This window comes from Denitromonas halophila (genome assembly GCF_007625155.1).
In the GTDB taxonomy this organism is placed as follows: Bacteria; Pseudomonadota; Gammaproteobacteria; order Burkholderiales; family Rhodocyclaceae; genus Nitrogeniibacter; species Nitrogeniibacter halophilus.
In genome coordinates, this window is the sequence record NZ_VMNK01000001.1 from 79460 (window position 1) to 106226 (window position 26767).

21 protein-coding genes are annotated in these 26767 nt (G+C 63.7%); 5 read left to right on the forward strand and 16 right to left on the reverse strand.

What is annotated here, in order from left to right:
• Positions 1-167: 167 nt before the first annotated feature.
• The 3 genes from FHP91_RS00395 to FHP91_RS00405 are packed head-to-tail and all read right to left on the reverse strand — an operon-like array spanning position 168 to position 3503.
• Positions 168-2576 carry a heavy metal translocating P-type ATPase gene (locus tag FHP91_RS00395; protein WP_246116176.1) on the reverse strand — a complete coding sequence of 803 codons (2409 nt, stop codon included), beginning with the start codon at positions 2574-2576 and terminating at the stop codon, positions 168-170.
• Entirely contained in the window at positions 2563-3267 is a 705-nt protein-coding gene (locus FHP91_RS00400; protein WP_144307728.1) for a methyltransferase family protein, read from the reverse strand. Before FHP91_RS00400 ends, FHP91_RS00395 begins: the two co-directional genes overlap by 14 nt.
• A complete protein-coding gene (locus FHP91_RS00405; protein ID WP_144307729.1) occupies positions 3264-3503 on the reverse strand; it encodes a DUF2933 domain-containing protein in 240 nt (79 codons plus the stop codon). Before FHP91_RS00405 ends, FHP91_RS00400 begins: the two co-directional genes overlap by 4 nt.
• 409 nt (positions 3504-3912) lie before the next feature.
• On the opposite strand from FHP91_RS00405, the gene FHP91_RS21050 reads away from it, so the two are divergent.
• The 3 genes from FHP91_RS21050 (at position 3913) to FHP91_RS00420 (ending at position 5335) form a co-directional block, all read left to right on the forward strand.
• Positions 3913-4185 (forward strand): CopK family periplasmic copper-binding protein, encoded by a 273-nt coding sequence (locus tag FHP91_RS21050; RefSeq protein ID WP_186301394.1) that lies wholly within the window; start codon positions 3913-3915, stop codon positions 4183-4185.
• 161 nt (positions 4186-4346) lie between these two features.
• Positions 4347-4769, forward strand: a complete 423-nt coding sequence (locus FHP91_RS00415) for a hypothetical protein (RefSeq protein WP_144307731.1) — start codon at positions 4347-4349, stop codon at positions 4767-4769.
• Between the two features lie 188 nt (positions 4770-4957).
• Positions 4958-5335, forward strand: coding sequence for a c-type cytochrome (locus FHP91_RS00420; protein ID WP_144307732.1), 378 nt, complete (start codon positions 4958-4960; stop codon positions 5333-5335).
• Between the two features lie 21 nt (positions 5336-5356).
• On the opposite strand, the gene FHP91_RS00425 is transcribed toward FHP91_RS00420, so the two are convergent.
• Both FHP91_RS00425 and FHP91_RS00430 read right to left on the reverse strand, forming a co-directional pair.
• A complete protein-coding gene (locus FHP91_RS00425; RefSeq protein WP_186301395.1) occupies positions 5357-5833 on the reverse strand; it encodes a cyanophycin metabolism-associated DUF1854 family protein in 477 nt (158 codons plus the stop codon).
• A gap of 8 nt (positions 5834-5841) precedes the next feature.
• Entirely contained in the window at positions 5842-8169 is a 2328-nt protein-coding gene (locus FHP91_RS00430) for a cyanophycin metabolism-associated ABC transporter (RefSeq protein WP_144307734.1), read from the reverse strand.
• A 220-nt stretch (positions 8170-8389) separates the two neighbouring features.
• Between FHP91_RS00430 and FHP91_RS00435 the strand changes: the two genes are divergently transcribed.
• Together FHP91_RS00435 and cphA are read left to right on the forward strand one after the other, a co-directional pair.
• A complete protein-coding gene (locus FHP91_RS00435; RefSeq protein WP_144172462.1) occupies positions 8390-10546 on the forward strand; it encodes a cyanophycin synthetase in 2157 nt (718 codons plus the stop codon).
• Between the two features lie 26 nt (positions 10547-10572).
• Complete coding sequence (gene cphA, locus FHP91_RS00440; protein ID WP_144307735.1) at positions 10573-13143, forward strand: cyanophycin synthetase; 2571 nt, start codon at positions 10573-10575, stop codon at positions 13141-13143.
• Between the two features lie 45 nt (positions 13144-13188).
• Here cphA and FHP91_RS00445 read toward each other — a convergent pair whose 3' ends face one another.
• The 11 genes from FHP91_RS00445 to pcnB form a co-directional block, all read right to left on the reverse strand.
• Positions 13189-16809, reverse strand: a complete 3621-nt coding sequence (locus FHP91_RS00445) for an EAL domain-containing protein (RefSeq protein ID WP_144307736.1) — start codon at positions 16807-16809, stop codon at positions 13189-13191.
• Positions 16810-16999: 190 nt separating this feature from the next.
• Positions 17000-19000 (reverse strand): TonB-dependent receptor plug domain-containing protein, encoded by a 2001-nt coding sequence (locus FHP91_RS00450; protein WP_144307737.1) that lies wholly within the window; start codon positions 18998-19000, stop codon positions 17000-17002.
• Positions 19001-19257: 257 nt separating this feature from the next.
• A complete protein-coding gene (locus FHP91_RS00455) occupies positions 19258-20634 on the reverse strand; it encodes a cbb3-type cytochrome c oxidase subunit I (protein WP_144172476.1) in 1377 nt (458 codons plus the stop codon).
• 35 nt (positions 20635-20669) lie between these two features.
• Positions 20670-21095 carry a c-type cytochrome gene (locus FHP91_RS00460; protein ID WP_144307738.1) on the reverse strand — a complete coding sequence of 142 codons (426 nt, stop codon included), beginning with the start codon at positions 21093-21095 and terminating at the stop codon, positions 20670-20672.
• Between the two features lie 256 nt (positions 21096-21351).
• Positions 21352-21795: a CBS domain-containing protein gene (locus tag FHP91_RS00465; protein ID WP_144307739.1), complete on the reverse strand. Its 444-nt coding sequence runs from the start codon at positions 21793-21795 to the stop codon at positions 21352-21354.
• Between the two features lie 146 nt (positions 21796-21941).
• Positions 21942-22343: a putative zinc-binding protein gene (locus tag FHP91_RS00470; RefSeq protein WP_222105065.1), complete on the reverse strand. Its 402-nt coding sequence runs from the start codon at positions 22341-22343 to the stop codon at positions 21942-21944.
• A gap of 105 nt (positions 22344-22448) precedes the next feature.
• The gene (panC, locus tag FHP91_RS00475) at positions 22449-23276 is read right to left on the reverse strand and encodes a pantoate--beta-alanine ligase (protein ID WP_144307740.1); all 828 of its coding nucleotides are present in this window, start codon (positions 23274-23276) and stop codon (positions 22449-22451) included.
• Positions 23277-23295: 19 nt separating this feature from the next.
• Positions 23296-24111: a 3-methyl-2-oxobutanoate hydroxymethyltransferase gene (gene panB, locus FHP91_RS00480; protein ID WP_144307741.1), complete on the reverse strand. Its 816-nt coding sequence runs from the start codon at positions 24109-24111 to the stop codon at positions 23296-23298.
• A gap of 94 nt (positions 24112-24205) precedes the next feature.
• On the reverse strand, positions 24206-24847 hold the full coding sequence (locus FHP91_RS00485; RefSeq protein ID WP_144307742.1) for a deoxynucleoside kinase: 642 nt from the start codon (positions 24845-24847) through the stop codon (positions 24206-24208).
• Between the two features lie 58 nt (positions 24848-24905).
• Positions 24906-25415 (reverse strand): 2-amino-4-hydroxy-6-hydroxymethyldihydropteridine diphosphokinase, encoded by a 510-nt coding sequence (folK, locus tag FHP91_RS00490; RefSeq protein ID WP_144307743.1) that lies wholly within the window; start codon positions 25413-25415, stop codon positions 24906-24908.
• On the reverse strand, positions 25412-26746 hold the full coding sequence (gene pcnB, locus FHP91_RS00495; protein WP_144307744.1) for a polynucleotide adenylyltransferase PcnB: 1335 nt from the start codon (positions 26744-26746) through the stop codon (positions 25412-25414). Before pcnB ends, folK begins: the two co-directional genes overlap by 4 nt.
• Positions 26747-26767: the final 21 nt, after the last annotated feature.

Consider the following 26767-nt stretch of genomic DNA (forward strand, 5'->3'; position numbering starts at 1 on the left):
TGTCGTCCAGGGGCCGAAGTGTCAGCGCGGGATGGCGGTTGCCGGCCCCGCGTCCGGCAGCGTGCACTTCATGACCACCATCCGCCGCCATCGGACCGAGCCGGGTGCCATGCATCGAGCAGACGACATTCTCGACCGCTTCTCGTGGGTTCATCGTGTTTCCTTGTTCACGAGATGTCGACGCGGCGCAGGCGCAAGGCGTTGGCAATGACGGATACCGACGACAGGCTCATGGCGGCCGCAGCGAAGATGGGGGAAATCAGGATGCCGAGGAAGGGGTAGAGCACCCCGGCGGCCACCGGGACACCGGCGGCGTTGTAGACCAGCGCGAAGAACAGGTTCTGGCGAATGTTGCGCATGGTGGCGACCGACAGCTTGCGCGCACGCACGATGCCCGTCAGGTCGCCCTTGACCAGTGTGAAGCCGGCACTTTCGATGGCCACGTCGGCCCCGGTTCCCATGGCAATGCCCACATCGGCCTGGGCCAGGGCGGGGGCATCATTGACCCCGTCGCCCGCCATCGCCACCCGCAGGCCGTCGGCCTGCAGCGCCTTGACGATGCGCGCCTTGTCGGCCGGCAGGACGTCGGCGCGGATCTCGTCGATGCCGAGCCGCGCGGCCACCGCCTTGGCCGTGCGTGCGTTGTCGCCAGTGGCCATGACGATGCGCAAGCCCTGCGCGTGCAATGCCTTGAGCGCCTGCGGCGTGCTGTCCTTGACCGGATCGGCCACGCAGACGAGGCCGGCGATGTCCTTGCCGATCAGCACGAACATCACGGTCTCGCCCTGATCGCAGCGGCGGTCGGCCTCGTCCATGTCGCGCCGGGCATCCACCCCGAGCTGTTCGAGCAATTTGGCATTGCCCAGCGCCACGGCGGTGCCGTCCACCGTGCCCGAGACGCCCTTGCCGGTAATCGCCTCGAAGGCCTCGGCCTTGGCCAGCGTGATGCCCCGGTCTTCGGCGCCGCTGACGATGGCCTCGGCCAGTGGATGTTCCGAACCCCGCTCCAGGCTGGCCGCGAGGCGCAGCACCTCGTTCTCGTCATGGTCGTGCGCCGCCAGCACCGCCACCAGCTTGGGCTTGCCCACGGTGAGCGTGCCGGTCTTGTCGACGATCAGCACGTCCACCTTGGCAAAACGCTCCAGCGCCTCGGCGTTCTTGATCAGCACACCCGCCTGTGCGCCGCGCCCCGTGGCTGTCATGATCGACATCGGCGTGGCCAGCCCGAGTGCGCAGGGGCAGGCGATGATCAGCACCGCGACGGCAGAGACCAGCGCATAGGCAAGTGCTGGTGCTGGGCCCCACGCTGCCCACGCGACGAAGGCGAGCACCGCGACGCCGACCACTGTCGGGACGAACTTGCCGGCCACCGAATCGGCGAGTTTCTGGATCGGAGCGCGCGAGCGCTGGGCGTTGGCGACCATGTCGACAATCTGCGACAGCAGCGTGTCGGCGCCGACTCGCCGGGCTTCGATGATGAGCGAACCGGTGCCGTTGAGCGTGGCGCCGGTGACCTCGTCGCCCTCGGTCTTCTCGACCGGCACGGGCTCGCCCGAGATCATCGACTCGTCGATTGACGAACGGCCTTCGAGCACGACACCGTCGACCGGCACCTTGTCGCCGGGGCGGACGCGCAGCCGGTCGCCCACGGCGATGTCGTCGAGCGGGATTTCTTCTTCCTGCCCGTCGGGACCGACCCGCCGTGCCGTCTTGGGGGCGAGATCGAGCAGGGCGCGGATGGCCGAGCCGGTGCGCTCGCGGGCACCAAGTTCCATCAACTGGCCGAGCAGCACCAGGACCACGATGACGGCGCCCGCCTCGAAGTACACCCCGACATGCCCTTGCGCATTCCGGAACCCGGCGGGGAAGATGCCTGGCACCAGCACGGCCGCCACGCTGAACAGGTAGGCGGATCCCACGCCGAGTGCGATCAGCGTGAACATGTTCAGGCTTCGGTTGAGCACCGACTTGACGCCGCGCGCGAAGAACGGCCAGCCGGCCCACAGGATCACCGGGGAACCCAGCAACAGCTCGGCCCACAGCGCTGCGCGCTCGCCGAGCATGTCCCGAAACACGCCGAGCCCGACGAGCGGGCCCATGGTCAGGATCAGCAGCGGGGCCGTCAATACGGCACCGACGCGGAAGCGGCGGCGAAAGTCGACCAGTTCGGGGTTCGTGCCCTCGTCGGCGGACGGTGGCACCCCCATCGGCTCCAGCGCCATGCCGCATTTCGGACATTCGCCCGGGGCGTCGCGCACGATCTCCGGGTGCATCGGGCAGGTGTACTTGGTGCCCTTGGGGGTCGGCTTGGCAGTCCGGTGCGCGCCGGCGAGGTAATGCGCCGGATCGGCTACGAACTTGTCATGGCAGGTGCTGGAGCAAAAATGATAGGTCTGCCCCTCGTGCCGGGCGGTCGGCTTGCCGGCATCGGGCGACACGGTCATGCCGCATACAGGGTCCGTTAGCGGTGTCTCCGCATGTGCGTGATGGGCGTCGGAGGGCGCCTTGCTGTGTTCATGACGGCAGGCGGTGCCATGGCTGTGATGTCCGTTCGGGGCGGAATCATGTGCGTTCATGGGGACGTTCCTCATTTCTCGGCGGATGCGTTTTGTGATGCTTGGAGGTCGGCGCGCCGGGCTTGGTTCGCCAACGCGGAGCAAAGGCGGGTGTTGTTGCCGCGTAGCGATTCCAGGCGTTGCCGAAGCGGGCAGAGGACTCGCGTTCTTCATGTCGGGCGAGCCGGATATAGACGAGCAGCAGAATCGGAAACATCACCAGCGTGACCAGCGTCGGCCACTGCAGCAAGAAGCCGATCATGATCAGCACGAAGGCCACATATTGCGGATGACGCACCCGGGCGTAGGGGCCGGTGGTGGCGAGCTGGCCGCTTGCCTGGGCGGTGTAGAGCACCCGCCAGGCCGCTGCGAGCAGCCAGAATCCACCGCCAATGAACACCGTCGAGAGCAGATGGAAGGGGCCGAAGTGCGGGTTCGTGCGCGACCCGAATATCATCTCCAGCAGGTGGCCAGCGTCGTGCGCCAGAAAATCGATTCCCGGAAAATGCTGTCCCAGCCAGCCGGAGAAGAGATAGATGGTGAGCGGGAAGCCGTACATCTCGGTGAACAGGGCAACGAGAAACGCGGAAAACATGCCAAACGTGCGCCAGTCGCGTGCGGTGCGTGGTTTGAAGAAGCTGAAGGCAAACAAGATGAAGATCGCAGCGTTGATCACGACCAGCGACCACAGCCCGTAAGCGGTATCGCTCATTTTTCGTCCCCGGCGTCCTTGCCGCCATGGCCGTGACCCCCGTGCATGAACACATGCATCAGCGGGCAGGCGAGGAGGAAAAGCCATGGCAACCCGCCGAGCAGGTGCACGCGGTGCTCGATGCCGAGCATGACCAGCGCAATGGCGGCAAAACCGCCGAAGACCCACCAAGTACGACGTGCGGGACTGCGAGGCCGGCGAGCGCCGTGCCGTGCGTTCGGATTCGCGGTGTCCATGGCGGTTCCTTGGGGGGCTGACGATGACTTCATTCTTCTCGGCCCCGGGCAACCGTGACATGACTTCTGGATGACAAAAATGTCATCTCCGTCTGCAGAGAAGTGGCGACGTCGTACGGCCCTGCCAGAAGGCTTTCCACCAGCGATCACTCGGAATTCATGTCGCAGCAGCAAGCGTGTGAACAGGAAAGCGCTGTCTGCGGCATCTTGCCAGGAGACACGAACGACCCATATGAAAGATGTCCGCGCTGGAAATCGATCCCGGCATCTCCCCATGACAGGATGGTCATCTTCCTTGCGCAAACGTCATGCCCAGGTCATCGGGCCGACGGAAGTCGGCATCGATACTGGCGCCGCGGTTGAACGACATCAACCGGAAAACTTAAACGCAAGGACAAGGAGCCGAACCATGAAAAACGTCATTCTTATCGCCGCCCTCGCTACTCTCGCCAGCACCTCGGCCATTGCCGTGGGCACGACCGGGCTCGACAAGTCCGTCGCGCTTGCCGACGGACAGACGGTGCACATCTTTGCCGACGGCAAGATGGGCATGGAGGGGCGCTACGGTCAGCCCGTCTTCATGCCGGCCGGGGCAACCATGAAAGCGGCAGATGGCCGTGCCATCACCATGGTGGGGAACGAGACGGCCCGTGTCGGCGCGCTGCTTCGGATCGCGCCGTAAGCGCCGGCGGATTCTCAGAAGCCAGGCGGCCGGATGGCCGCCTTTTTATTCATCCAGCCCGCTGCGCCGTCACGAAGATGACGGGAATGTCATTTTCGTGACAGGTCGGTGTTGGCGTGGGAGGACTAGTCTGGTGTTGAACTCGTCACAGGAGAGCCGTCATGAAAACGATCGCAGCAGTAGTTGTTGGTCTGGGCGTGTTGGTGTCGACGCCCATCCTGGCCGATGCGGCCCATCACCCGGATTCACCCCAAGCGAACGCGCAGATGCCGGGCGCGGACATGATGGCGGCGCGCATGGACATGATGCGCGCGCAGATCGACCGCATCGCCGGCGCAAAATCGGACGCCGAGCGGCAGGCCGCCATGGCCGAACATATGCAGACCATGCAGCAGACCATGGGGCAGGGCATGCCGATGGGTGCGTCCGGCTGCCCGATGATGCAGGGCGGAATGATGGGGAACAACATGATGGGTGACATGGGCCAGCGTATGCATCAGATGGAGCAGCGCATGGACATGATGCAGATGATGATGCAAAACATGGGGGGCGGGCGCAGCCCCATGGGCAAACCCGCCCAATAGCGTCAAGGGACGCAAGGCATGTCGAACGACGCGAAACCGAAGCGCTGGTGGCAGCGTTGGCATGACGCGCTGCGCGCCTGGATGACGGAGAACGCCCGCGCCCATGCGCGCGGGCGACCCCATGGCTGCTGTTCGGCTCCGCCGCCAGGTGCCGGCCGCCGCCATCGCTGACACAGGGAGAAAACAGGATGATCGAACGCGCGGCGGTTGTGGCGCTGGGCTTGATGATGGCGGGTACCGCCGTGGCGCAGGGCATGCAGGTGCCCAGTCCCTCGCCGGGGCTGATGCCCAACCCCACTATGGGCAAGCCTCTGTTCGAGAAGAACTGTGCCAGTTGCCATGGTGTGCAGCTTGACGGTAGCGACAAGGGGCCGCCGCTGGTGCATCGGATCTACGAGCCGTCGCATCATGGCGATATCGCATTCCAGCTGGCGGCAAAGAACGGGACGCGCGCGCACCATTGGCAGTTTGGCGACATGCTGCCCGTGCCGGGCGTGACGCCGGACGATGTGGCGCATATTACCGCCTACGTGCGGATGCACCAGCGCCGCGCTGGTATCCGCTGAGCCGCTTCGCGTCGAAACGGATCAGAGGAAGCGGTCGAGCAGTTTGCGCGAGTGCGCGTCGAGCGCCGGGAGGTGGCGGATCAGGTACTGGATGCCATGTTCGTCGGCAATCATCAGCATCTCATCGGGCAGGCGGCGAATGTTCTCTTCGCCGCGCAGCACGAACCGGGTGGGACCGCGGTCAGTGTCGACGTCCCAGGTGCTGGGCGTGGCAAAACTCGACACCGCTTTGAGCCGCTTGAGGACGGGCATGAAATCCCGTGCTGCCAGGGTTTCGTTGAGCAGCTGGCGGGTGGCTGGGTCGGTCTGGTTCAGATGGGTGATCCAGGCCAGTTCGTGACCCTCGGCGCTGAGCACCGAAATGCCTTCGTCGGGCGCGGCGATGGGGAAGGCGCGCACGACCTGAACATGGTCGTGGCGCTCGCCGGCGGCGTCGGTCAGGCTCAGATGCCCGAAGGCGTCGCGTGTCAGGGTGAAATCCATGGCGGGTGTCGTCATGTGCGTGCTCACTTGAGCGCCGGCTCGGCGGCGATGCCGGCGGTGTGGGCGCTTGGCATGGCGGGCGTGATGGTCGGCGTCAGTACTTCGCCTTCGACCTGGCGCTGTTGTGCTTCATACAGGCGCCAGTAGAATCCGCCGCGCTCGATCAGGGTGTCGTGATCGCCTTCTTCGACGATGCGGCCGCGGTCCATGACCACCAGGCGATTGGCCTTGCGCAGGGTGGACAGGCGGTGGGCGATGGCGATGGTGGTGCGGCCACGCACGAGGTTGTCGAGCGCCTTCTGGATTTCCTTCTCTGTCTCGGTATCCACCGAACTGGTGGCTTCGTCGAGGATCAGGATCTTCGGGTCGATGAGCAGTGCGCGGGCAATCGAGATGCGCTGGCGCTCGCCGCCGGACAGGCCCTGGCCGCGCTCGCCGACCAGCGAGTCGTAGCCCTGCGGCAGGCGCAGGATGAATTCATGGGCATGGGCGGCGCGGGCAGCGGCAACGATTTCGTCGCGGCTGGCATCGGGACGGCCATAGGCGATGTTCTCGGCGATGGTGCCGAAGAACAGGAAGGGCTCTTGCAGCACCAGGCCGATGTGCTGGCGGTATTCGGCCACCGGCACCGAGCGCACATCGGTGCCGTCGATGCGGATGGCGCCTTCGCTCACGTCGTAGAAGCGGCACATCAGGTTCACCAGCGTGCTCTTGCCCGAGCCGCTGTGGCCGACCAGGCCGACCATCTCGCCGGGCTGGATGACCAGATCGACATCGCGCAGCACGGCGCGGTTGCCGTAGCGGAAGCCGACATTGGCCAGGGTGATCTGCCCTTGCACGCCTTTGAGGTGCACCGGGTTGGTCGGCTCGGGGACGCTGGAGGCGTGGTCGAGAATGTCGAACACGCGCTTGGCGCCGGCGGCGGCTTTCTGGGTAACCGAGACGATCCGGCTCATGGAGTCGAGGCGGCCGTAGAAGCGTCCGATGTAGGCCAGGAAGGCGGTCAGCACGCCAACGGTGATGTCGTTGTTGGCCACTTGCCAGATACCGAAGGCCCACACCACGAGCAGACCGACTTCGGTGAGCAGCGCCACGGTCGGCGAGAACACCGACCACACGCGGTTGAGCTTGTCATTGGCTTCGAGGTTGACGCGGTTGGCTTCGCGGAAGCGCTGCGACTCGCGTTTTTCTTGTGCAAAGGCTTTGACCACGCGGATGCCGGGAATGGTGTCGGCCAGCACGCTGGTGATCTCGCCCCACACCCGGCCGGTCTTGTCGAAGCCGGTGCGCAGGCGGTCGCGCACGAGATGGATCAGCCAGGCAATGAAGGGCAGGGGCACCAGGGTGACCAGCGCCAACCATGGGTTGATCGAGGCGAGGATGATCGCGGTCATGATGATCATCAGCACGTCGGTGGCAAAGTCGAGCGCATGCAGCGAGAGGAACACGCAGATGCGGTCGGTCTCGGAGCTGATGCGCGCCATCAGGTCGCCGGTGCGCTTGTTGCCGAAGTATTCGAGCGATTGGCGCAGCAGGTGGTCGTAGGTGGTGGTGCGCAGGTCGGCACCGATGCGTTCCGAGAACAGCGCCAGGATGTAGGTGCGGGCCCATCCCAGACCCCAGGCCACCACCGCCGATCCGAGCAGCCCGCCGAGATAGAGCACGACCAGCGAGGTGTCGATCTGCTGACCGTTCTGATACGGAATCAGCACGTTGTCCATCAGTGGCATGGTCAGGTAAGGCGGCACCAGCGTGGCACCGGTGGCGGCCAGCGTGAGCAAAAAGCCGAGGAGCAACTGGCCTTTGTAGGGGCGGGCGAAGCGCCACAGACGAAACAGCGTCCAGGTTGAGGGCGGCTGGTCGATGCTGCCCGAGCAGGCTGGGCAGTCGTCTTCGTCGGGCGGCAGCGGGGCCTGGCATTGGGCGCACAGCACCGCCGGCACGGGCCCGGCCTCGCGGCCCTCGCGCAGGGCGTCGAGGACTTGGTCAAAGCGACGGCTGAAGCGCAGCGCGGCGGGATTCTGGGTGAGCGTGAAGCGCCAGATGGCCCGTCGGGCGGTGTCGTCCTGAAGCGTGAGGCTGCCGACACCGGCGTGGTCATGGGCGTGCAATTCAAACGTGGCGTCCAGCGGCCAGGCGGCAATCTGGCCGTCGGTGGCACAGGCGATCAATTGTCGGCCGGTGAGCACCAGCACCGAATCGCCGAAGCGCAGCGTGTCGTCGAGGTCGAGCGTCAGCCAGGCTTCGATGCTTTCATCGGGCGCAAGAGCGCTTTGCAGATAGGTGTGCCACGGAGCGGGCAGAGGCGGTGTCGAGGCGGTGTCGGCGGTGGCCATGGTGTTGGTCAACATGCAACGAGTGGCAGTGTGCAGCACTTGTGCTGCAGCGCGGGGCAGCGAACTATACGCCCTTGCTACAGCAAGGATTGAGCACTTTCAATTACTCACAAAAGAATATGTCGGTGGTGCCGTAAAATCGAGCGCTGCAGTCGCTATGATACGCGCCGGCTGCGTTGTGTTGCCGTCTGGCGATACTTCCTCAAACCCCGACATGGCGGACGTTTCTCCGACGATGACTAATCGAACCCTGCAAGTACTCCGTGTGCGTTATCTCGACGGCCCGAACATCTGGACGTACCGTCCGGTGATCGAGGCCTGGGTGGACATTCATGATCTGGAAGACGCGCCGTCGAATCTGATTCCCGGTTTGTACGAACGTCTGACAGCGTGGCTGCCCGGCCTGATCGAGCATCGTTGCGGCATTGGCGAGCGGGGCGGCTTTCTTGAGCGCCTGCGCGAAGGCACCTGGGCGGCGCATATTCTTGAGCACGTGGTGATCGAGCTGCACGGCATGGCCGGGGTGCCCGAAGGTTTTGGCAAAGCGCGCATGACGCCCGAGCGCGGCATTTACAAGGTGGCGTTCCGTTCGCGAACCGAAGTCATTGGCCGGGCCTGCCTCGACGTGGGCCTGCAATTACTGCAGGCGGCCATTGACGACGCAGCTTTCGATGTGGCAGCGGCGGTCGCGGATTTGCGCACGCAGGTCGATAAGCGCGCACTGGGGCCGAGCACGGCGTGCATTGTCGATGCTGCCTATGAGCGACGCATCCCGACGGTGCGCTTGACCGGTGGCAACCTGATTCAGATGGGTTACGGCGTGTGCCAGCGACGCATCTGGACGGCCGAAACCGATCGCACCAGCGCGATCGCCGAAGGCATTGCCAGCGACAAGGATCTGACCAAGCGACTGATTTCGGCCTGTGGCATTCCCGTGCCTGCCGGCGAGATCGTCGACTCTCCGGCAGCCGCCTGGGCGGCGGCGGAAGACATCGGCTTGCCGGTGGTGGTCAAACCCACCGACGGTAACCATGGCCGTGGCGTCTCGATGGCGCTCGATTCGCGCGAGGCCATTGAAGCGGCCTGGGCAGTGGCTGACAGCGAAGGCAGCGGCGTGATGGTCGAGCAGTTCATCGCGGGCGTGGAGCACCGTTTGCTGGTGGTCGGCGATCGCGTGGTGGCGGCCTGCCGGGGCGAAGAGGTGTGTGTTGTCGGCGACGGCGTGAGCACGGTCGAGGCCTTGATCGACAGCCAACTCAATACCGACCCGCGTCGCGGCAGTGACGAAGCGTTTCCGCTGGATGTGATTTCGCTGGATATTTGCCCGACCGTCGTGCTTGAGCTCGAACGGCAGGGATTCAATTGTGCGTCCGTGCCCGCCGCAGGCGAGCGCGTGCTCATTCAGCGCAATGCCAATTTCTCGGCGGATGTCACCGCGCAGGTGCATCCTGACGTTGCCGCCGATGCGGTGCTGGCGGTCAAGGTGATTGGTCTGGATATTGCCGGGGTCGATCTGGTGTGTTCGTCCATCGACCAACCCTTGCGTGCGCAGGGTGGCGCGGTGGTCGAAGTTAACGCGGGCCCCGGTTTGTTGATGCATTTGAAACCCGCCAGCGGTGAAGCACAGCCGGTGGGCGAGGCGATCGTGGCGCATCTTTTCCCTGAGGGCGACTCTGGTCGTGTGCCGGTGGTTGGTGTGAGCGGTGCCGAGGGGCGTGCGCAAATTGCGCATCTGGTGGCCTGGCTGCTGCAAAGCGATGGCCGTTACGTGGGCCTGGCCTGCGAGGATGGCTTGTGGATGGGTGGCCGTCTGGTGACCGATCGCAATGGCGCCAGTTGGGATTCGGGCCGTCGCGTGTTGATGAATCGCAACGTTGAAGCGGTGGTCATCGAGAATGGCCCGGTGGTCATTCTCGACGAAGGCATGCCGTATGACCGCTGCGCGGTGGGGGTGGTGACCACCGCCGGTGTGCCGTCGGCCCTGGCCGACTGGCATATCCAGGAAGACGCGCACTTGCGCAATGTGTGGCGCACCCAGGTTGACCTGGTGCTGCCGTCGGGCGCCGCGGTGCTCAACGCCGATGACACCATGGTGGCGGGGCTGGCCGAGCTGTGTGACGGTGCGGTGTGGTTCTACAGCACGCAGCGTGACTCGCCGGTCCTTGCGGCACATCTGGCTGCCGGCGGAGCGGGTGTGTGGCTGGCCGACGACGCCATTGTGGTCGGTCGCGCCGCTGATCACAAAGTCATCGGTCAGCGCTCAGCGCCGGGCATCGCCGTGCTGGACCCGCGCTGGGCCATTGCCGGCGTCGCGGCGGCACTGGCGGCCGGTCTGGCCGACGATTTGGTGCATGCCGCCCTGGATACCTATCGTGCGCCCGAGCGCGCCTGAGCACGCGTCAATAAAGGATTTACCTCATGGAAATAAATCGTCTGCGTGCCCTGCGCGGCCCGAACCTGTGGAGCCGCCTGACCAGCTTTGAAGCGCTGGTGCAGTGCGCTGATACCGAATTGTCGCTGGGCGATCTGCCCGGTTTTGAAGCGCGTTTGCGCGAGCGCTTCCCCACCATCGGTGCAATGCGGCCGGTGGGGCATCTGGGTGACATCTCGCTGGCGCATGTGCTCGGTTTTGCCGCGCTTGGCCTGCAAGCCGAAGCGGGCTGCCCGGTGTCCTTCGTGCGCTGCAATGCGACGGTCGAACGCGGCGTGTTTCAGGTCGTGGTCGAGTACACCGAAGAAGCCGTGGGTCGGCTGGCCTTCGAGTTTGCTGAACAGCTTGTGGCTGCCGCGCTGGCCGATGCGGCTTTTGACCTGGACGCTGCGGTGGCCCAGTTGCATGCGCTGGATGAGGACATCCGCCTCGGACCCAGCACGGGCTCGATCGTGCACACCGCGGTGGCGCGAGGCATTCCGTTCCGTCGCCTGACCGATGGTTCGCTGGTGCAGTTTGGCTGGGGCAGCAAGCAGCGCCGCATCCAGGCAGCCGAGGTCGACTCGACCTCGGCCATTGCCGAGTCGATCGCGCAGGACAAGGAGCTCACCAAGCAGTTGCTGCGCGCCGCCGGCGCACCGACGCCGGATGGCCGTCCGGTGACGGACGCCGATGATGCCTGGGCCGCCATGTGCGAAATTGGTGGTGCCGTGGTGGTCAAGCCGCAGGACGGCAACCAGGGCAAGGGCGTGACGGTCAATATCCTCACGCGCGACCACCTGAACGTGGCCTATCACGCGGCACGCGACTACAGCGACGCGGTGATGGTGGAGCGCTTCAGCCCCGGTCACGACTTCCGTTTGCTGGTGGTGGGCAACACGCTGGTAGCCGCCGCGCGACGCGATCCGCCGCATGTGATTGGTGACGGGGTGCATACCGTGCGCGAGTTGGTCGACATCGTGAACGCCGATCCGCGTCGGGGCGAGGGCCATGCCACCTCGCTCACCAAGATTCGCTTCGATGAAATCGCGATCGCCCGGCTGCAGCTCCAGGGCTACACGCCGGATGCTGTCCCGCCGCGCGGTGCGCGGGTGGTGTTGCGCAACAACGCCAACCTGTCGACCGGCGGCACCGCGACCGACGTGACCGACGACGTTCACCCCGAGGTCGCTGCACGGGCGATCGAAGCGGCGCAGATGATCGGGCTGGATATCTGCGGCGTTGACGTGGTGTGTGAAACGGTCGGCCAGCCGCTCGAGAAGCAGGGCGGCAGCATTGTTGAAGTCAACGCGGCGCCCGGTCTGCGCATGCACTTGTCGCCCAGTTTTGGCAAGGGGCGCGACGTCGGTCAGGCCGTGGTCGACATGCTCTATACCAATGGCGACAACGGCCGGATTCCGATCGTCGCGGTGACCGGCACCAACGGCAAGACCACCACCGTGAGGCTGATGGCACATCTGCTGACGCAGGCTGGCTATCGCACCGGTTTTACCGGCACGGAGGGCGTGCACGTCAATGGCCGCTGCACCGATACCGGTGACTGCAGCGGGCCGAAGAGTGCGCGCAATGTGCTGAGCCATCCCGAAGTGGATGCGGCGGTGCTCGAATGTGCGCGCGGCGGCATGCTGCGCGAGGGCCTGGGTTTCGACATGTGCGATGTGGCGATTGTGACCAACATCGGCGTGGGCGATCACCTGGGTCTGAATTACATCAACTCGGTCGAGGAGTTGTCGGTCCTCAAGCGGGTGATTGTCCAGAACGTGGCGCCCACGGGCACCGCGGTGCTCAATGCCTGCGATCCGCATACCGTGGCGATGGCGCCGTTCAGCCCCGGCAAGGTGGTGTTTTTTGCCAGTCAGGCGGATGCGCCGGCGGCCGCCTTGCATCGGGCACAAGGGCATTGCGTCGTGGTGCGCGAGGGCGACGATTTGTGTGCCGTGGAAGGCGAGGTGGTGCATCGGCTGTCACTGGCGCGGGTGCCGCTCACCCTGGCCGGGGCGATTCCCTTCCAGGTCGAGAATGTGATGGCGGTGATGGCCGCGGCGTGGTCGCTGGGTGTTGACTGGGCGGTGATCGACCGTGCGCTCGAAACCTTCGAGAGCACTGCACAGTCGGCGCCGGGGCGTTTCAACGTGTTCCGCCATCGCGGCGCGACGGTGATTGCCGACTATGGCCACAACCCCGACGCCATTGCGGCATTGGTGCGTGCGGTCGAGGCGATGCCGGGCAAGCGGCGCAGCGTGGTGATCAGCGGCGCGGGCGACCGTCGCGATGACGACATCAGCGCGCAGACCCGCATGCTGGGCGATGCCTTTGATGATGTGATTCTTTACGAAGACGCCTGCCAGCGCGGTCGCGCCGATGGCGAGGTGTTGCGCTTGCTGCGCGAGGGTCTGGCCTCGGCAACGCGTACCTCGCGGGTCGATGAAATCTATGGCGAGTTTCTGGCCATTGACGCGGCGCTTGAGCGACTTGAGGCCGACGATCTGTGCCTGATCCTGATCGACCAGGTGGACGCGGCGCTGGCGCATATCGGGCAACGGGTGGCGGCTGGCTGAGCGCGCTGCCGGGCGGGGCGTGACAGCTTTGTTGCGCGCCGCTCCTCAGAGAATCGGATCGGAGGCCTGGGCAGCGGCGGCTTGCCAGCGCGCCCGCCAGACCTCGGCCGGCTCGGGCTTGCCAAACATGTAGCCTTGCAACACGTCGCAGCGGTGGGTGGCCAGAAAGTGGCGCTGTCCCTCGGTTTCGACTCCCTCGGCAACGACCTTGAGCCCCATGCTGTGCGCCAGTGCCAGCGTGGCGGCGCTGATCGCGGCGTCGTTGGGGTCGGTCTCGATGTCGCGCACAAAACTGCGGTCGAGCTTGAGCGTCTGGATCGGCAGGCGTTTGAGATAGGCCAGCGACGAGTACCCCGTACCAAAGTCATCGATCGCGAGCAGCACTCCCGACTCGCGCAGACCGTGAAGCTGCGCAATGGCATGCTCCGGGTTGGCCATGGCCGTTGTTTCGGTGATTTCGAGTTCCAGGTCGCCCCGGTCGAGCCGGTGCCGTTTCAGGGTGGATTGCACCTGCGCGATCAGGTTTGGCGAGCGTAGCTGGCAGGCCGACAGATTGACCGCCATGCGGCTGACATGCATGCCGCCTTGCCGCCATTCGGCGAGTTGCCGACAGGCTTCGTCCAGCACCCAGGCACCGATCGCTTCGATCATGCCGGTTTCTTCAGCAATCGGAATGAAACGCATCGGCGGCACGAGGCCTCGGGTAGGGTGCTGCCAGCGAATCAGGGCTTCGACCGCGCACAGTTGTTGGCTTTGGGTTTCGACCTGGGGCTGGTAGTGCAGTACGAATTGCTGGTTGTCCAGCGCGGTGCGCAGCTCGGTCTCGAGCGTCATGCGTTCGGCAGCGGCAGCATTCATGGCCGCGGTGAAGAACTGGACGTTGTTGCGGCCTTGCTCTTTGGCGTGATACATGGCCGTGTCGGCGTTTTTCATCAGGCTGTCGGTGTCGCGGCCGTCGTCCGGAAAGACCGCAACACCGATGCTGGGGCTCGAATGCAGTGGTGTGTTTTCGAGCACATACGGGCGGGCGAGTGATTCGCGAATATCGCGGGCGACCGAGAGCGCGTCCACCGGTGCGCCGAGTGAGGTGGTCACGACAACAAACTCGTCGCCGCCCAGACGCGCCACAATGTCACTTTCGCGCACGCAGTCGCGCAACCGGTTGGCGACTTCCTGCAGCAGCTTGTCGCCCACATGGTGGCCGAGGGTGTCGTTGATCAGCTTGAAGCGATCCATGTCGATGAACATCACCGCCAGATGGCGTCCGTCGCGGCGCGTGGCGTGGATGGCTTGCTTGAGGCGATGTTCCAGACTGTAGCGGTTGATCAGGCCGGTCAGATCGTCATGGTGGGCGAGGTAGGCGATGCGCTCTTCGGCGGCCTTGCGATCGCTGATGTCGGTAAAGCTGGCCATGTAATGGGCGATTTCGCCCGCGTCGTTGCGGATGACGGAGATGGCCGCCCATTTGGGATAGGTGCTGCCGTCCTTGCGCCGGTCGACCAGCTCGCCCTGCCAGAACCCGGTGTCTTGCAAGGCGAGCCACATGTCGCGGTAAGTCTCGGGCGAGGTGGTGCCAGAGGCGAGGATCTTGGGGTTCTTGCCGAGCACTTCGTCCTGTGAATAGCCGGTGAGCTCGGTAAATGCAGGATTCACCGCAACGATGTTGTTGCGAATGTCAGAAATGACAATCGCCTCGCCGCTGCGTTCGAAAATGTTGGCGTACAGGTGCAGACTGTGTTCGGCGCGTTTGCGTTCGGAAATGTCGTGGATGAGCGCGACGCGTTCGGTGCGTGTGGCGGTTTGCATGCGCTCGGTCCACATGACGCAATCCAGGGTGCGTCCATCGTGTGTGCGGTGTTGGTATTCCCCAGACATGCGGCCTGAGGGCGTGCGCTCGATTGCCTTGATCAGCCGCGGTACGTCGTGCACCGGATGCAGGTCGAGCAGTGTCATGGAGAGGAACTCGGCGCGGCTGAAGCCATAGTGGGCAACGGCAGCATCATTGACGTCGAGAAAATGCAGGCTGTTTTCGTCGAACAAACACATGGGTTGCGGACTGTTGGCAAAGAGCAGGCGGTAGCGCTCCTCGCTTTGTCGCACCGCTTCCTCAACATGACGCCGTTCGGTGATGTCCCGCACAAACCCGAACAGACGGCCGCCCGCAATGGGCCAGTGGCTGACGGTGATTTCCACCGGAATCTTTTTGCCGGACTTGTGTTGGTACTCGGTCACGATCAGCCCGCCACCGCCGGCCACGATTTCGCGTATCTGGGCGAGAAGCTCTTGAGCACTTTTTCCTGTATCGAGGTTGCTCAGGCGCAGCGTGAGCAGTTCGGCGCGCGCGTAGCCGAGCAGGCGTTCGCAGGCGCGGTTGACGTCGACAATCTTGCCGTCCATGTCGAGCGCCCAGAAGGCATCGGCCGAGGTGGCGGTGACGGCGCGGAATTCCGCTTCGCGTTGGGCGATGTTCACCTGCATGGCCGTAAAGGCTTCGCCGAGGCCGCTCAGTTCGCTGCCGCTCAAGTCAGGCAGCGGCGTGTCGTAGCGCCCGTGCGCCATCGCTTCGCCGACGTGAGCCAGTTGCGCGAGCGGCACAAAGGTGCGTCGGATCATCCACACCAGCAACCCGGCGACGAGCAAGGAGCCGATGCCGACACCGATGACGGCCTTGCTTTGCGACCGGGCCAAGCCTTCGGTGATCACGCGTTCCGGGAGCGCGTAGATGAGTGTGAGTGAGGGTTGCGCGGGGCCAACGCGGATCGTGCTGCCGATGGCCAGCATCGAACCGACCGGTGTGTCGATGAGCGAAGCTTTGGCGCGGGTCACCTCATGGGGCGTCACGCCCAGACCCGGGAATTGCTGCATCCAGGTGTCGCGAGACGCGCTGTTGGGTGCCCCGATGGCTGGCGCACCCGGCGGGTACAGGTAGTGTCCATCGCTGTCGGCAAGATAGGCGTCAACACGGTCGGGCAGGTTGTTGAGTACGGCCTCGGTGAGTTGGGCGAAGGCGACGTCGACGACCAAAATGCCAAAGACCTCTCCGCTCGGGGTGATGACGGTCGTGGCCGCTTGCAGAAAACGGGGTGCCGGTGTGTCGTTTGCGGTGCCAATTTCATCGAGACTGATCCGGGAGAGTAATACCTCGCCCGGTGTGAGCATTGCCGCGCTTTTCAGGAAGTGCGCATCGATGTTGTGCGGGTGTTCTTCGGCCGGCAGGATCACGATGGCGCCGCCACGGCGCTCAACGCGAACCTGCTCTTGAAAATTACCACCAGTCGATAGCAGGCGGATTGTCAGATAGTTGGGATTGCCTTCTGCATAGCGCGACATGACCAGCTCAAGTCGTTGGCGCCAGTCAGTCAGGCTGTCGCCCGTGACGGGGTCCAGATTCTTGTTGTCTAGCGCACGGGCGATGCCGGAAATCGGTGGCAGTCCGGCCAGGAATGCGACGCTGCTGCGAATGTCGGTGATATTGCCGCGGAGCGCTTCGCCGTTGTACTCAAGCGTTTTGCTCAACGCGGTGTGGTGGCTGCTCATGAGCCGCGCGTGTTGGTCGCTGGCAATGAGTTGCACCAGCCCGAGTGCGGCCAGCATGATCAGGGCGACCGCGCCGAAGGCAATCCGCGCACTGAGCGGAATCGAACGAAATGGAAGCGACCGACGCATGGTGTCCAGAAGGCGTCCTCGGTAAGTGCGTTGTGGCACGGGTGTGCTGAGGCGTGAAAAAAGGCTTGGGCCTTTGGTGTGTGAACGGTAGTAAAGGCGCTGGGCTTTAGCGTGGTGAGGACGGTCGGTCGGTGAAACCTGTGCGGACGATTACCCCGGCGTCCGGTGTCCTTGCCCGCGTTTGGCCGTGTCAGAGCGGCCAGTTGACGACCACAAAGAGTTGGCGGCCGTCTTGAAGGAGCCGGCTTTGCCGGTGATCCAGCGAGGCGGGTTCGGCATAGCGCTTATCGAGCAGATTGCTTGCCAGCACGCTCAGGCTGGCGCCTCCGGGCAGATGGCGGCTGACGAGGTTGACGTTGAGGAGGGTGCGTCCGCCCGTGTGGCCACCGTTGAGCGTGTCGCGCCGGCTCTCGTATTGCACTTCGACCCCCGACTTCAGCTTGGGTGTCCAGTGGCTGAGCCAGTTGGCTTTGATCATGTGACGGGGAACGTTGGTCAGTGATTTTCCGGTGCCCTCGTCGCGGCTGTGTTGCCAGGTGTAGCTCAGCCGGAGGCGGTCGCCGTTGACCCGCGCCAGCTCGCCCTCAAGCTCAAACCCCTGTGCGGTCGCGGGCGACTGGTTCTGGAAGCTCACGGTGTCGTCGTTTGGGTCGGTCTGGCTGCCGATGAGATCGGATATCCGGTAACGAAACGCTGAACCGGACAGGTGGAGGCCGTCGGCTTGATACTCATATACCGCTTCGACAGTGCGTATGGTCTCGGGCTTGAGATTCGGATTGGCAGTGTTGAAGCCGGCAATGGCGTAGTAGCGCTCGTAGGCCGTCGGGGCACGGCTGGCGCTGCCGTAGAGCAATTTGAGCGTGGTGGTGTCGCTGTATCGATGGATCAGGCCCAGGCGAGGATGCGCGGTGACATTACCGGTCCATTGGCGATCCCAGCGCAGGCCGAGGTTGAACTGCCAGCGTGGCGCGAAAGCGAATTCGTCTTCAATGAACAGGCCCCAGCGTCGGCCCTGGCGCTGATCGTTCAGATACTCGACATAGGGGGCGACGTCGGCGTTGCCTTGGTCGATCTGAGCGTCATAGAAGAATTCACCCCAGGCGCGGAGCGTGTGCTGATCCGTTACGCGCTTGATCCACTGCCCTTCGAGGCCGAATCGCTGCCCCTGCGCGCTGTCTTCGGTCAGGGTCACGGGCGGGTAGTCGTAGGGGTAGTAGCCGACGTAGTCGTACTGGTTGTAGGTGGCCTGAATGCTCGCGGTGCTGCTGTCCGAGGGCGTGAATTCACGCGCAGCCGACAGCATCAGGTAATCATCTTCAGTGCGGCTGCGTCGGTCGTTGAACAGCTGATCGAAGGCCCCGGTGGGGACGCTCTTGGTGCGCTGGCTGGCGATGAGCTGGAGTCGCCATTGGTCGACCAGAAGCTTGGCGAGCAGGCGGTTGCGTGCTTCGCCGTCGAGGTTTTCGGCGCGTCCGAAGTTGGTTTGCGGGCTGTCGAATTCGGGGTAGTCGTGAGTGGCGCCGCTCGAGCGCGTGCGGCTCGCTGACAGCAGCAGGCGAGCGTTGGCGCTCAGACTCTGATCCAGCGTGACCTGGCCGCCGGTGTGCCCTTCGCTGCCCGCTTCGAGGCGAATATTCTTGTTGCTGCCGGGCACTGGGTCTCGGGTCACCACGTTGATGACGCCCAGCAGCGCGTTGTTGCCATAGGCCGCGGAACCCGGCCCGGGCAAGAATTCGACGCGTTTGATCAGGGACATGTCGACCGGGAAGGCGCCGCCGATTGACCCCTGGCTATATACCGGGTCGGCCAGACGCACGCCGTCGACCAGGATCATGACCCGGGTGTTGTAGTCGCCGGGGCGTGCGAAACCGCGTGCGCCCAGGTAGTGGTAATTGCGATCGTATGTTGTGTACAGGCCGCGCATGCTTCGCAATACATCGGCCAGCGTGCGGTAGCCGTAGGCTTCGATCTGTTGCGCGGTGACGATGGTGACGCGCGAGGGCGCGTGGATCCGTTGTTGCGGAAAGCGTCCCGAGTCAACGACGGTTTCGAGTTGTACGAGCGTGTCGATGTCGGCGTCGAACAAGGTGTCGCTGGCGGCGGGCGCCGCCAGTGCCGACAGACTGCCCAGCATCACGCTGATGACAAGGGCGGACCGGCGGACGCGGCGCGGCGTGAGCAAGTGACGCATGGGCGACGAGCCTTTTGATCGGGTGCAGGCATAGCTTTCAGCTTGCCTGCGACGATGGCAGCGGGCGCGATCCGGCGCGCCGATGAAACATATCGCTAGTAATAACGACGCGCGTCACTGGAACTTGAGTGATCGAAACGGTGCGTGGGCTTGCTGCGTCAGCGGTAGACGGCGTTGATGCATCGGGTTGAGGCGCGCTCTCGAAAAGAAAAGGGGCGGTCCGTGAGGACCGCCCCTGTGACTAATGGCCTCGCTGATTAAGCGGCGGCTTTCGTCTCGCCTTTCACGAAGAAACTGGCGATGTAGACCAACAGACCGATCAGGAAGAACACGCCTGCAACTTCACGCATCCAGTAGAACAGGCTGATCTGGTCCTGAGCTGCCATGAACGCGATCGGCGTGTCGCTGAAGCGCTGCAGCCAGACTTGCACGATACCTGCGGCGGTCAGGAACAGCGTGATGAAGACCATCGAAACGGTCATCAGCCAGAAGCTCCACATTTCCATCACTTGCGCCTTGGCACTGTTGGCAGCACGGCCACGCAGGATCGGCATGGCGTAGCTGATGATGCACAGCACGACCATGGCGTAGGCGCCGTAGAAGGCCATGTGGCCGTGAGCCGCGGTGATTTGCGTGCCGTGGGTGTAGTAGTTCACTGGTGCCAGGGTGTGCAGGAAGCCCCACACGCCAGCGCCCAGGAAGGCCATCACGCCCGTACCGAGGGCCCACAGGGTGGCAGCCTTGTTCGGATGGTCGCGGCGACGGCGGTTCACCATGTTGAAGGCGAACACGGTCATGGCGAAGAAGGGGATCGGCTCCAGTGCGGAGAAGATCGAACCCCACCACTGCCAGTACTCAGGCGTACCAATCCAGAAGTAGTGGTGACCCGTACCAATGATGCCGCTGACCAGTGCCAGGGTGATGATGACATACAGCCACTTCTCGATCACTTCGCGGTCGACACCCGTCACCTTGATCAGCACGAAGGCCAGCAACGCGCCGAGGATCAGTTCCCAAACGCCTTCCACCCAGAGGTGAACAACCCACCACCAGAAGAACTTGTCCAGCACGAGGTTGTGCGGGTTGTAGAAGGAGAACAGGAAGAAGATCGCCAGACCCCACAGACCCAGCAGCAGTACCAGGCCGATGGACGTCTTGCGGCCCTTGAGCATGGTCATGGAGAGGTTGAAGAGGAAGGCAAGGGCGACAACCACAATGCCAATCTTCGTGACGAGCGGCTGTTCAAGGAACTCCCGACCCATGGTGGCGAGGATGTCGTTGCCGGTCATCTTGGCTAGCGTGGCGTAGGGCACCGTGAGGTAACCGACGATGGTTAGCGCACCGGCGACCAGGAAGATCCAGAACATGGCGATGGCCAGTTTTGGCGAGTACAGCTCGGTCTCGGTTTCTTCCGGAATCATGAAGTACGCTGCACCCATGAAACCGAACAGCAGCCACACGATGAGCAGATTGGTGTGCACCATCCGAGCAACGTTAAACGGAATTTCAGGGAACAGAAAATCACCGACCACATACTGCAGGCCCATGATCAGGCCGAACAGGATTTGCCCGGTAAATAGCGCGATGGCCGCAATGAAATACGGCTTCGCGACGGCCTGGGATTTGTATTGCATGTTAAATCTCCTCAGATTTCGTCAGATAGCCGGAATCAGCCTTCGATGTTTGGCGGCCAGTTGGCAGTGTTGATTTCGGAGCTGTACTTCAGGAACGCCACGAGATCATCCAACTCCTTGTCGGTGAATCCGAAGTTCGGCATTTGGCGACGTCCGGGGGCCCCGGTGGGCATCGCTTGAATCCAGGCCTTGATGAACTCAGGGCCGCGGCGAGGGTACACATTGCCCAGCTCCGGTGCAAAGTAAGCACCTTCGCCCAGCAGCGAGTGACAGCCGATGCAGTTGTTGACTTCCCACAGTTTCTTGCCGTTGATCACTGATTCGGTCAAGTTGGCGCGGTTGTCGCGTTTTGGTAGTTCCTTCATTGTGTCGAAGGACAGCGCGAGAAACAGGAGGACGAAAAATACTGTTCCCCCGTAAAAGATGTTTCGCGCCATGGATTTGGTAAATGTACCGCTCATGGAGCCTCCCCATTGGATATCGCTGTACAGCACAGCTTGGGGCGCATGGTGCGCGTACGGCCGGCGCGCGGCATTGATACGAGTCAACTTGATGGGGGATAAGCCGCGGGTGAAATGCCCCCAAAACCCCTGTGGTTATGCGTGCTTTGCCGATATTGGCTATCCCTGGAAACTGGTTTTTCGGGCGGCTGGGAGCAGGGGGCGCCTGAAATGCAAACGGCCCGCCAAGCGGGCCGTAGGGTCCAGCGTGCGCGTCTTAACTGGCGATGTCGCCCGAAATGTAGCTCGAGAGGTGCTGAATGGTTGCTTCGTGTTCGGCAATGACAGATTTGACCACGTCGCCAATGGTGATGATGCCGCAAATCTTTCCGTGATCAACGACCGGCAGATGGCGGAAGCGGTTCTGCGTCATGATCGACATGACTTCGTCGATAGTGTGCGAGGGCGTGATGGTGCATACGTTCGGCGTCATCAGGTCCTTGATCAGGGCGTCCTTGGACGACAGCCCCTTGAGGGCGACCTTGCGGGCATAGTCGCGCTCGGTGAAGATCCCGACCAGACTGCTTTCCTGAAGCACCAGCACGGCGCCAATGTCGCGTTCGGCCATCTGGGTCAGCGCTTCAAGGACGGTGGCATTCGGCGTGACGGCATGGGCATGGGCGCCCTTGATTTCAAGCACCTGCTTCACGGTTGTGGTCATCGTGTCTTATCCCTCTTGAAATTGGTCTGATGCACTCGGTGCGGCTGCATTGTTTAGGAAGTGCATTGCGGATTCCCCGGCACCTGAGACCGTAAGATTGTTACGAATCGGTCAAACGCGCAAGTGCTGGCGGGCGCAAAAGCGCTTCAGGCGTGTTGCCCGGCGGTTTCCGAGCGCATTTCGGTGATGGCAAACACCACCTGTTCGGCGAGGCGTTCCGCTTCAAGCGGATCGTAGTCCTTGTGATAGCGCATCTGGGTGCTGAGTCGGGTCATGACCATGTGGCGGTCGGGGGTGATGCCCTGGTTTTCGAGGCACTGCCGGGCGCAGGCCAGGTGGCAGCCGTCGAGCACCATGATCGGACGCCCTGAGCGGGCGATACGCAGGACGTGACTGATGCCGGCAGCGATGCCCGTCACGCAGGCCATCTCGGCCAGACCCATTCGGTCCAGCTTGACGGCCAGATAATTGGTTATCTGAGCGGCATTTGAGCATCCCGAACAAGCGTAGACCAGCGGGCGCTCCGGATGGCTGACACGTAACATCATGGGCACGATTCCGGCAAAAAAGCGGCGTCGAGAAGCCGACGCCTGAATCGTGCCTGAGTCTGACCCGGTAGGGGCTGACTCAGGTCAAACGTATGCGATTGGCGTTCAGATCTCCAGGTTGTCGATGAGTCGGGTGGCGCCAAGCCGCGCGGCGGCGAGCACGACCAGCCCGTCGCTGGGTGTCTGCGGCACTTGCAGGTCGCTCTGACGGCGAACCGAGATGTAGTCGGGCTGCCAGCGGTTGGCGGCCAGCTCGCTCATGGCGGCGCGCTCGAGCGTGTCGAAATGCGTATCGCCACCGCGGATCGCATCGCGAATGCGCGACAGACAGCGGTAGATCCGGCTGGCTTCACTACGTTCGTCTGGCGACAGATAGCGATTGCGCGACGAGAGCGCCAGGCCGTCATCGGCACGCACGGTTTCGCCCGGCAGCACGTCAACCGGGATCGCCAGCTGGTTCACCATGTTCCGCAGCACCATGAGCTGTTGATAGTCTTTTTTGCCAAACAGGGCGACATCGGGCTGGACGATGTTGAGCAGTTTCAGCACCACTGTTGCCACACCGCGGAAATGGCCCGGCCGGAAGCTGCCTTCCAGCGTGGCGACTTGCGCCGGGTCGGGGTCTACGTGGTAGGTCTGGCGAGTGGGGTACATCACCGACTCGTTGGGCGTGAACAGGTGGGCCACGCCGGCCGCTTCGAGTTTTTCGCAATCGGCATCCAGCGTGCGCGGGTATTTGTCGAAGTCGTCCTTCGGGCCGAACTGCAGGCGATTGACGAAAATGCTCGCAATCACCTCGTCGGCGTGTTCGCCCGCCTGGCGCATGAGGGTGATATGCCCTTCGTGAAGATTGCCCATGGTGGGCACGAGGGCGACCCGGCTGGCGGCACGGCGCGCAGCGCGCAGGCTTTCGACGGTGGTGTGAATCTGCATGCGGGTTCCTGGTTCCGGATCAGTAGCAGTGTTCGGGGGCAGGGAAGCGTGCGCTGCGCACGTCGTCGACATAGCGGGTGACCGCTGCGTCGATACTGGTAGCGCCTTCCATGAAGTTCTTGGCGAAACGGGCTTTGTGGCCGGGAAAAACGCCGATCAGATCGTGCAGTACGAGCACCTGGCCGTCGCAATCGACGCCGGCACCGATGCCGATGGTGGCCATGGAGTGCAGGCTGCGCGTGACGTGGGCGGCGACCGTGGCTGGCACCATTTCCATTACCATGAGCGCCGCGCCGGCCTGTTCGAGTGCCGTGGCGTCCGCCATCAGGCGTGCCGCGCCCTCGTCGGTGCGTCCCTGGACGCGATAGCCGCCCAGCTGGTTCACTGATTGCGGAGTGAGGCCGATGTGGGCACAGACCGGTACGCCGCGTTCGACCAGAAAGCGCACGGTATCGGCCATGAATTCGCCGCCTTCGAGCTTGACCATCTGAGCGCCCGCGGCCATCAGACGTGCCGCGTTGCGCATGGCCTGTTCGCGGTTTTCGTGATAGCTGCCAAAAGGCATGTCGGAGACGATAAAGGGCCGCGTACAGCCGCGAACGACGCATTCGGTGTGATAGACCATGTGCTCCATGGACACCGGCAGGGTCGATTTCTGGCCCTGCAGGACGTTGCCCAGCGAGTCGCCGATCAGGATGATGTCGACGCCGCAGCGCTCGAGCAGCGCGGCAAAGCTTGCGTCATAGCCGGTGAGCATGACGATCTTCTCGCCGTCGGCGCGCATCTTGCCGAGCGTGGTCAGCGTGACGGGTTTCTGGTTCTGTAGATAGCTCATTGGGGGCCTTCCTCTGTCTCGGCGCGCAGTAAACCGCAAGCTGTTGCATCGCACAAGCGGTTTTGCACAAATGTAACCGTATCGGGGGGCGGAATCAGGCGGCGTAGCCGAAGAATTCCCGGTAGCTGCGCATGGCGCGCAGGCGTTCGATCAGCAGTTCGAAGTCATCTGCCTGATCGACGGGATTGAGAATTTCGGCGTCCACGATGAATAGCGGACAGGCGTCGTATTGATAAAAAAACTTGGCGTAGCGCTCGGCCACGCGCTCGAGGTAATGCGCGGTAATCGCGCGTTCGGCCTCGACGCCGCGGCGGCCGATGCGCTCGATCAGCGTGTCCGGCTTGGCTTGCAGGTAAATCACCAGATCGGGTTTGGGGGTGGGGGCAGGCACCACGAGGTCGTAGGTGCGGCGGTAGAGCGCGAATTCTTCGGGGTCGAGGTTCAACTCGGCGAACAAGGGGTCTTTGTCGAGCACGAAGTCGGAGACCACTCGTCGGCCGGCAACGTCTTCGCCCACCAGGCGTTTGAGCGCATCGACGCGTTGATACAGGAAAGACAGCTGGGTGGGCAGCGCCCAGCGGCTCATGTCCTGGTAAAACCTCGGCAGAAAGCTGTTGAGCTCGGGCTGTTCGAGGATCAGATCGGCTTCGAGTCGATGGGCCAGGCGGCGGGCGAGGGAGGTTTTTCCTGCGCCAATAGGGCCTTCCACAACGATGTACTTGGCTTTGTCGAGCATGCTTGTTGGGGCCCGCGGAAAAGTTCAGAGGGTGGCCGATCGCATCGGCCGAGACATCTTAGGTCGCGCGCGGCAGCGGCGCAATCACCTGGTCGGCCACCGAGGCGAGTTGTTGCTTGACGCCACCGATGCCGGGGATATCCAGCGTGGGCGCGAGTTCGGCCAGCGGAACCAGCACGAAGGCACGTTGATGCATGCGCGGATGTGGCACCTGGAGGCCGGGCAAGGCGATTTGCTGATCGCCGTAGAGCAGCAGATCCAGATCGAGGGTGCGTGGCGCCATGGCGAATTCGCGGGTGCGTCCGTGCCTGGCTTCGATGTCCATCAGCGCCACCAGCAGTGCCATGGGTGAGAGGCGGGTGTCGATCTGGGCGACCGCGTTGATGTAATCGGGCTGGCCACTGACGCCCATGGGCGCGGTGCGGTAGTTGCTGGAGCGGGCGATCAGGCGCGTGTCGGGCAGGGTGGCGAGCGCCGAACAGGCGTCGGCGATGGCCGCGACCGGGTCGCCGAGATTGGCGCCCAGCCCGATGAATGCTTTGACGGACGAAATGGGCTGGGGTGTCATGCGTCGGCGCTGCCACCTGACGGCTTGCGCCGGCGGCGGCGACGCTTGCGGGGGGCGCCCGGCTCCGGTTCGGTCAGCATGCCCTCGCGGGTGTTGCCGCCGGCGTGCGCGAACTCGTTCCACCACTCGACCTGTGCCATGTCGATTTCGCCCGAAATGGCGCGCAGACGCAGGAAGTCCCAGCCGGCGCGGTAGCGCGGCTGCTCAAGCAGGCGGAAGGGGGCTTTGCCGGCGCGCTTCTCGAAACGCGGCTGCAGCGCCCAGATATCCTTGATGTCGCCCGCGATGCGGCGGGTAATGGCGAGTTTCTCGCCCTGTACACTGAGCACCTCATCCATGGCCTCGAACAGCGCCGGGTGGGTGTGTTCGCCGCGGGCCTTGCGAGCCTCCCAGTTGGCCAGCACTTCATGCCAGAGCAGGGTTGCGAACAGGAAGCCGGGTGAGACCGGTTTGCCCTCGCGCACACGCTCGTCGGTGTTTTCGAGCGAGGCCCAGACGAAGCGCTCGCCCATGGGTTGCTCGAGGATTACGTCGAGCAACGGCAGCAGGCCGTGGTGCAGACCTTCTTCGCGCAGTTGCTTGAGGCATTTGACGGCATGGCCCGACAGCAGCAGCTTGAGCATTTCGTCAAACAAGCGGGCGGCGGGCACGTTGTCCATCAAGGACGCCATCTCGCGGATGGGGCGGCTGGCGGCTGGGTCGATGGTCAGGCCCAGCTTGGCGCCGAGGCGCACCGCGCGCAGCATGCGCACCGGGTCTTCGCGGTAGCGCACCTTCGGGTCGCCGATCATGCGCAGGGTTTTTTGCTGCAGGTCGGCCACGCCGTGGTGGTAGTCGAGAATCTGTTCGGTGGTCGGGTCGTAATACAGCGCGTTGACGGTGAAGTCGCGGCGCAGGGCGTCTTCTTCCTGCGAGCCAAAGACGTTGTCGTGCAGGATGCGGCCGTGTTCGTCGGTCGAGCTGGCGTCCGCTTCGCGGGCGGAGCGGAAGGTGGACACTTCCATCATCTCGGCGCCGATCATGACGTGCACAATCTTGAAGCGGCGACCGATGATGCGCGAGCGCCGGAACAGGCGGCGGACTTCTTCGGGTGTGGCGTTGGTGGCGATGTCGAAATCTTTGGGCGTCAGGTCGGCAAGCAGGTCGCGGACGGCGCCGCCGACGATAAAGCCTTTGAAGCCGGCGTCTTGCAATGCGGCGCAGACTTTGCGCGCAGCGGGCGAGACACGCTCGATCGGAATGCCGTGGATCTCGGCAGGAATCAGGGCCGGGCCGTCGGTGGGGCCAGGTGCGGCGCGGCGGAAGACCTTGCGCAGCAGTTTACGGATCATTATTGGGGTCGATGTCTTAGA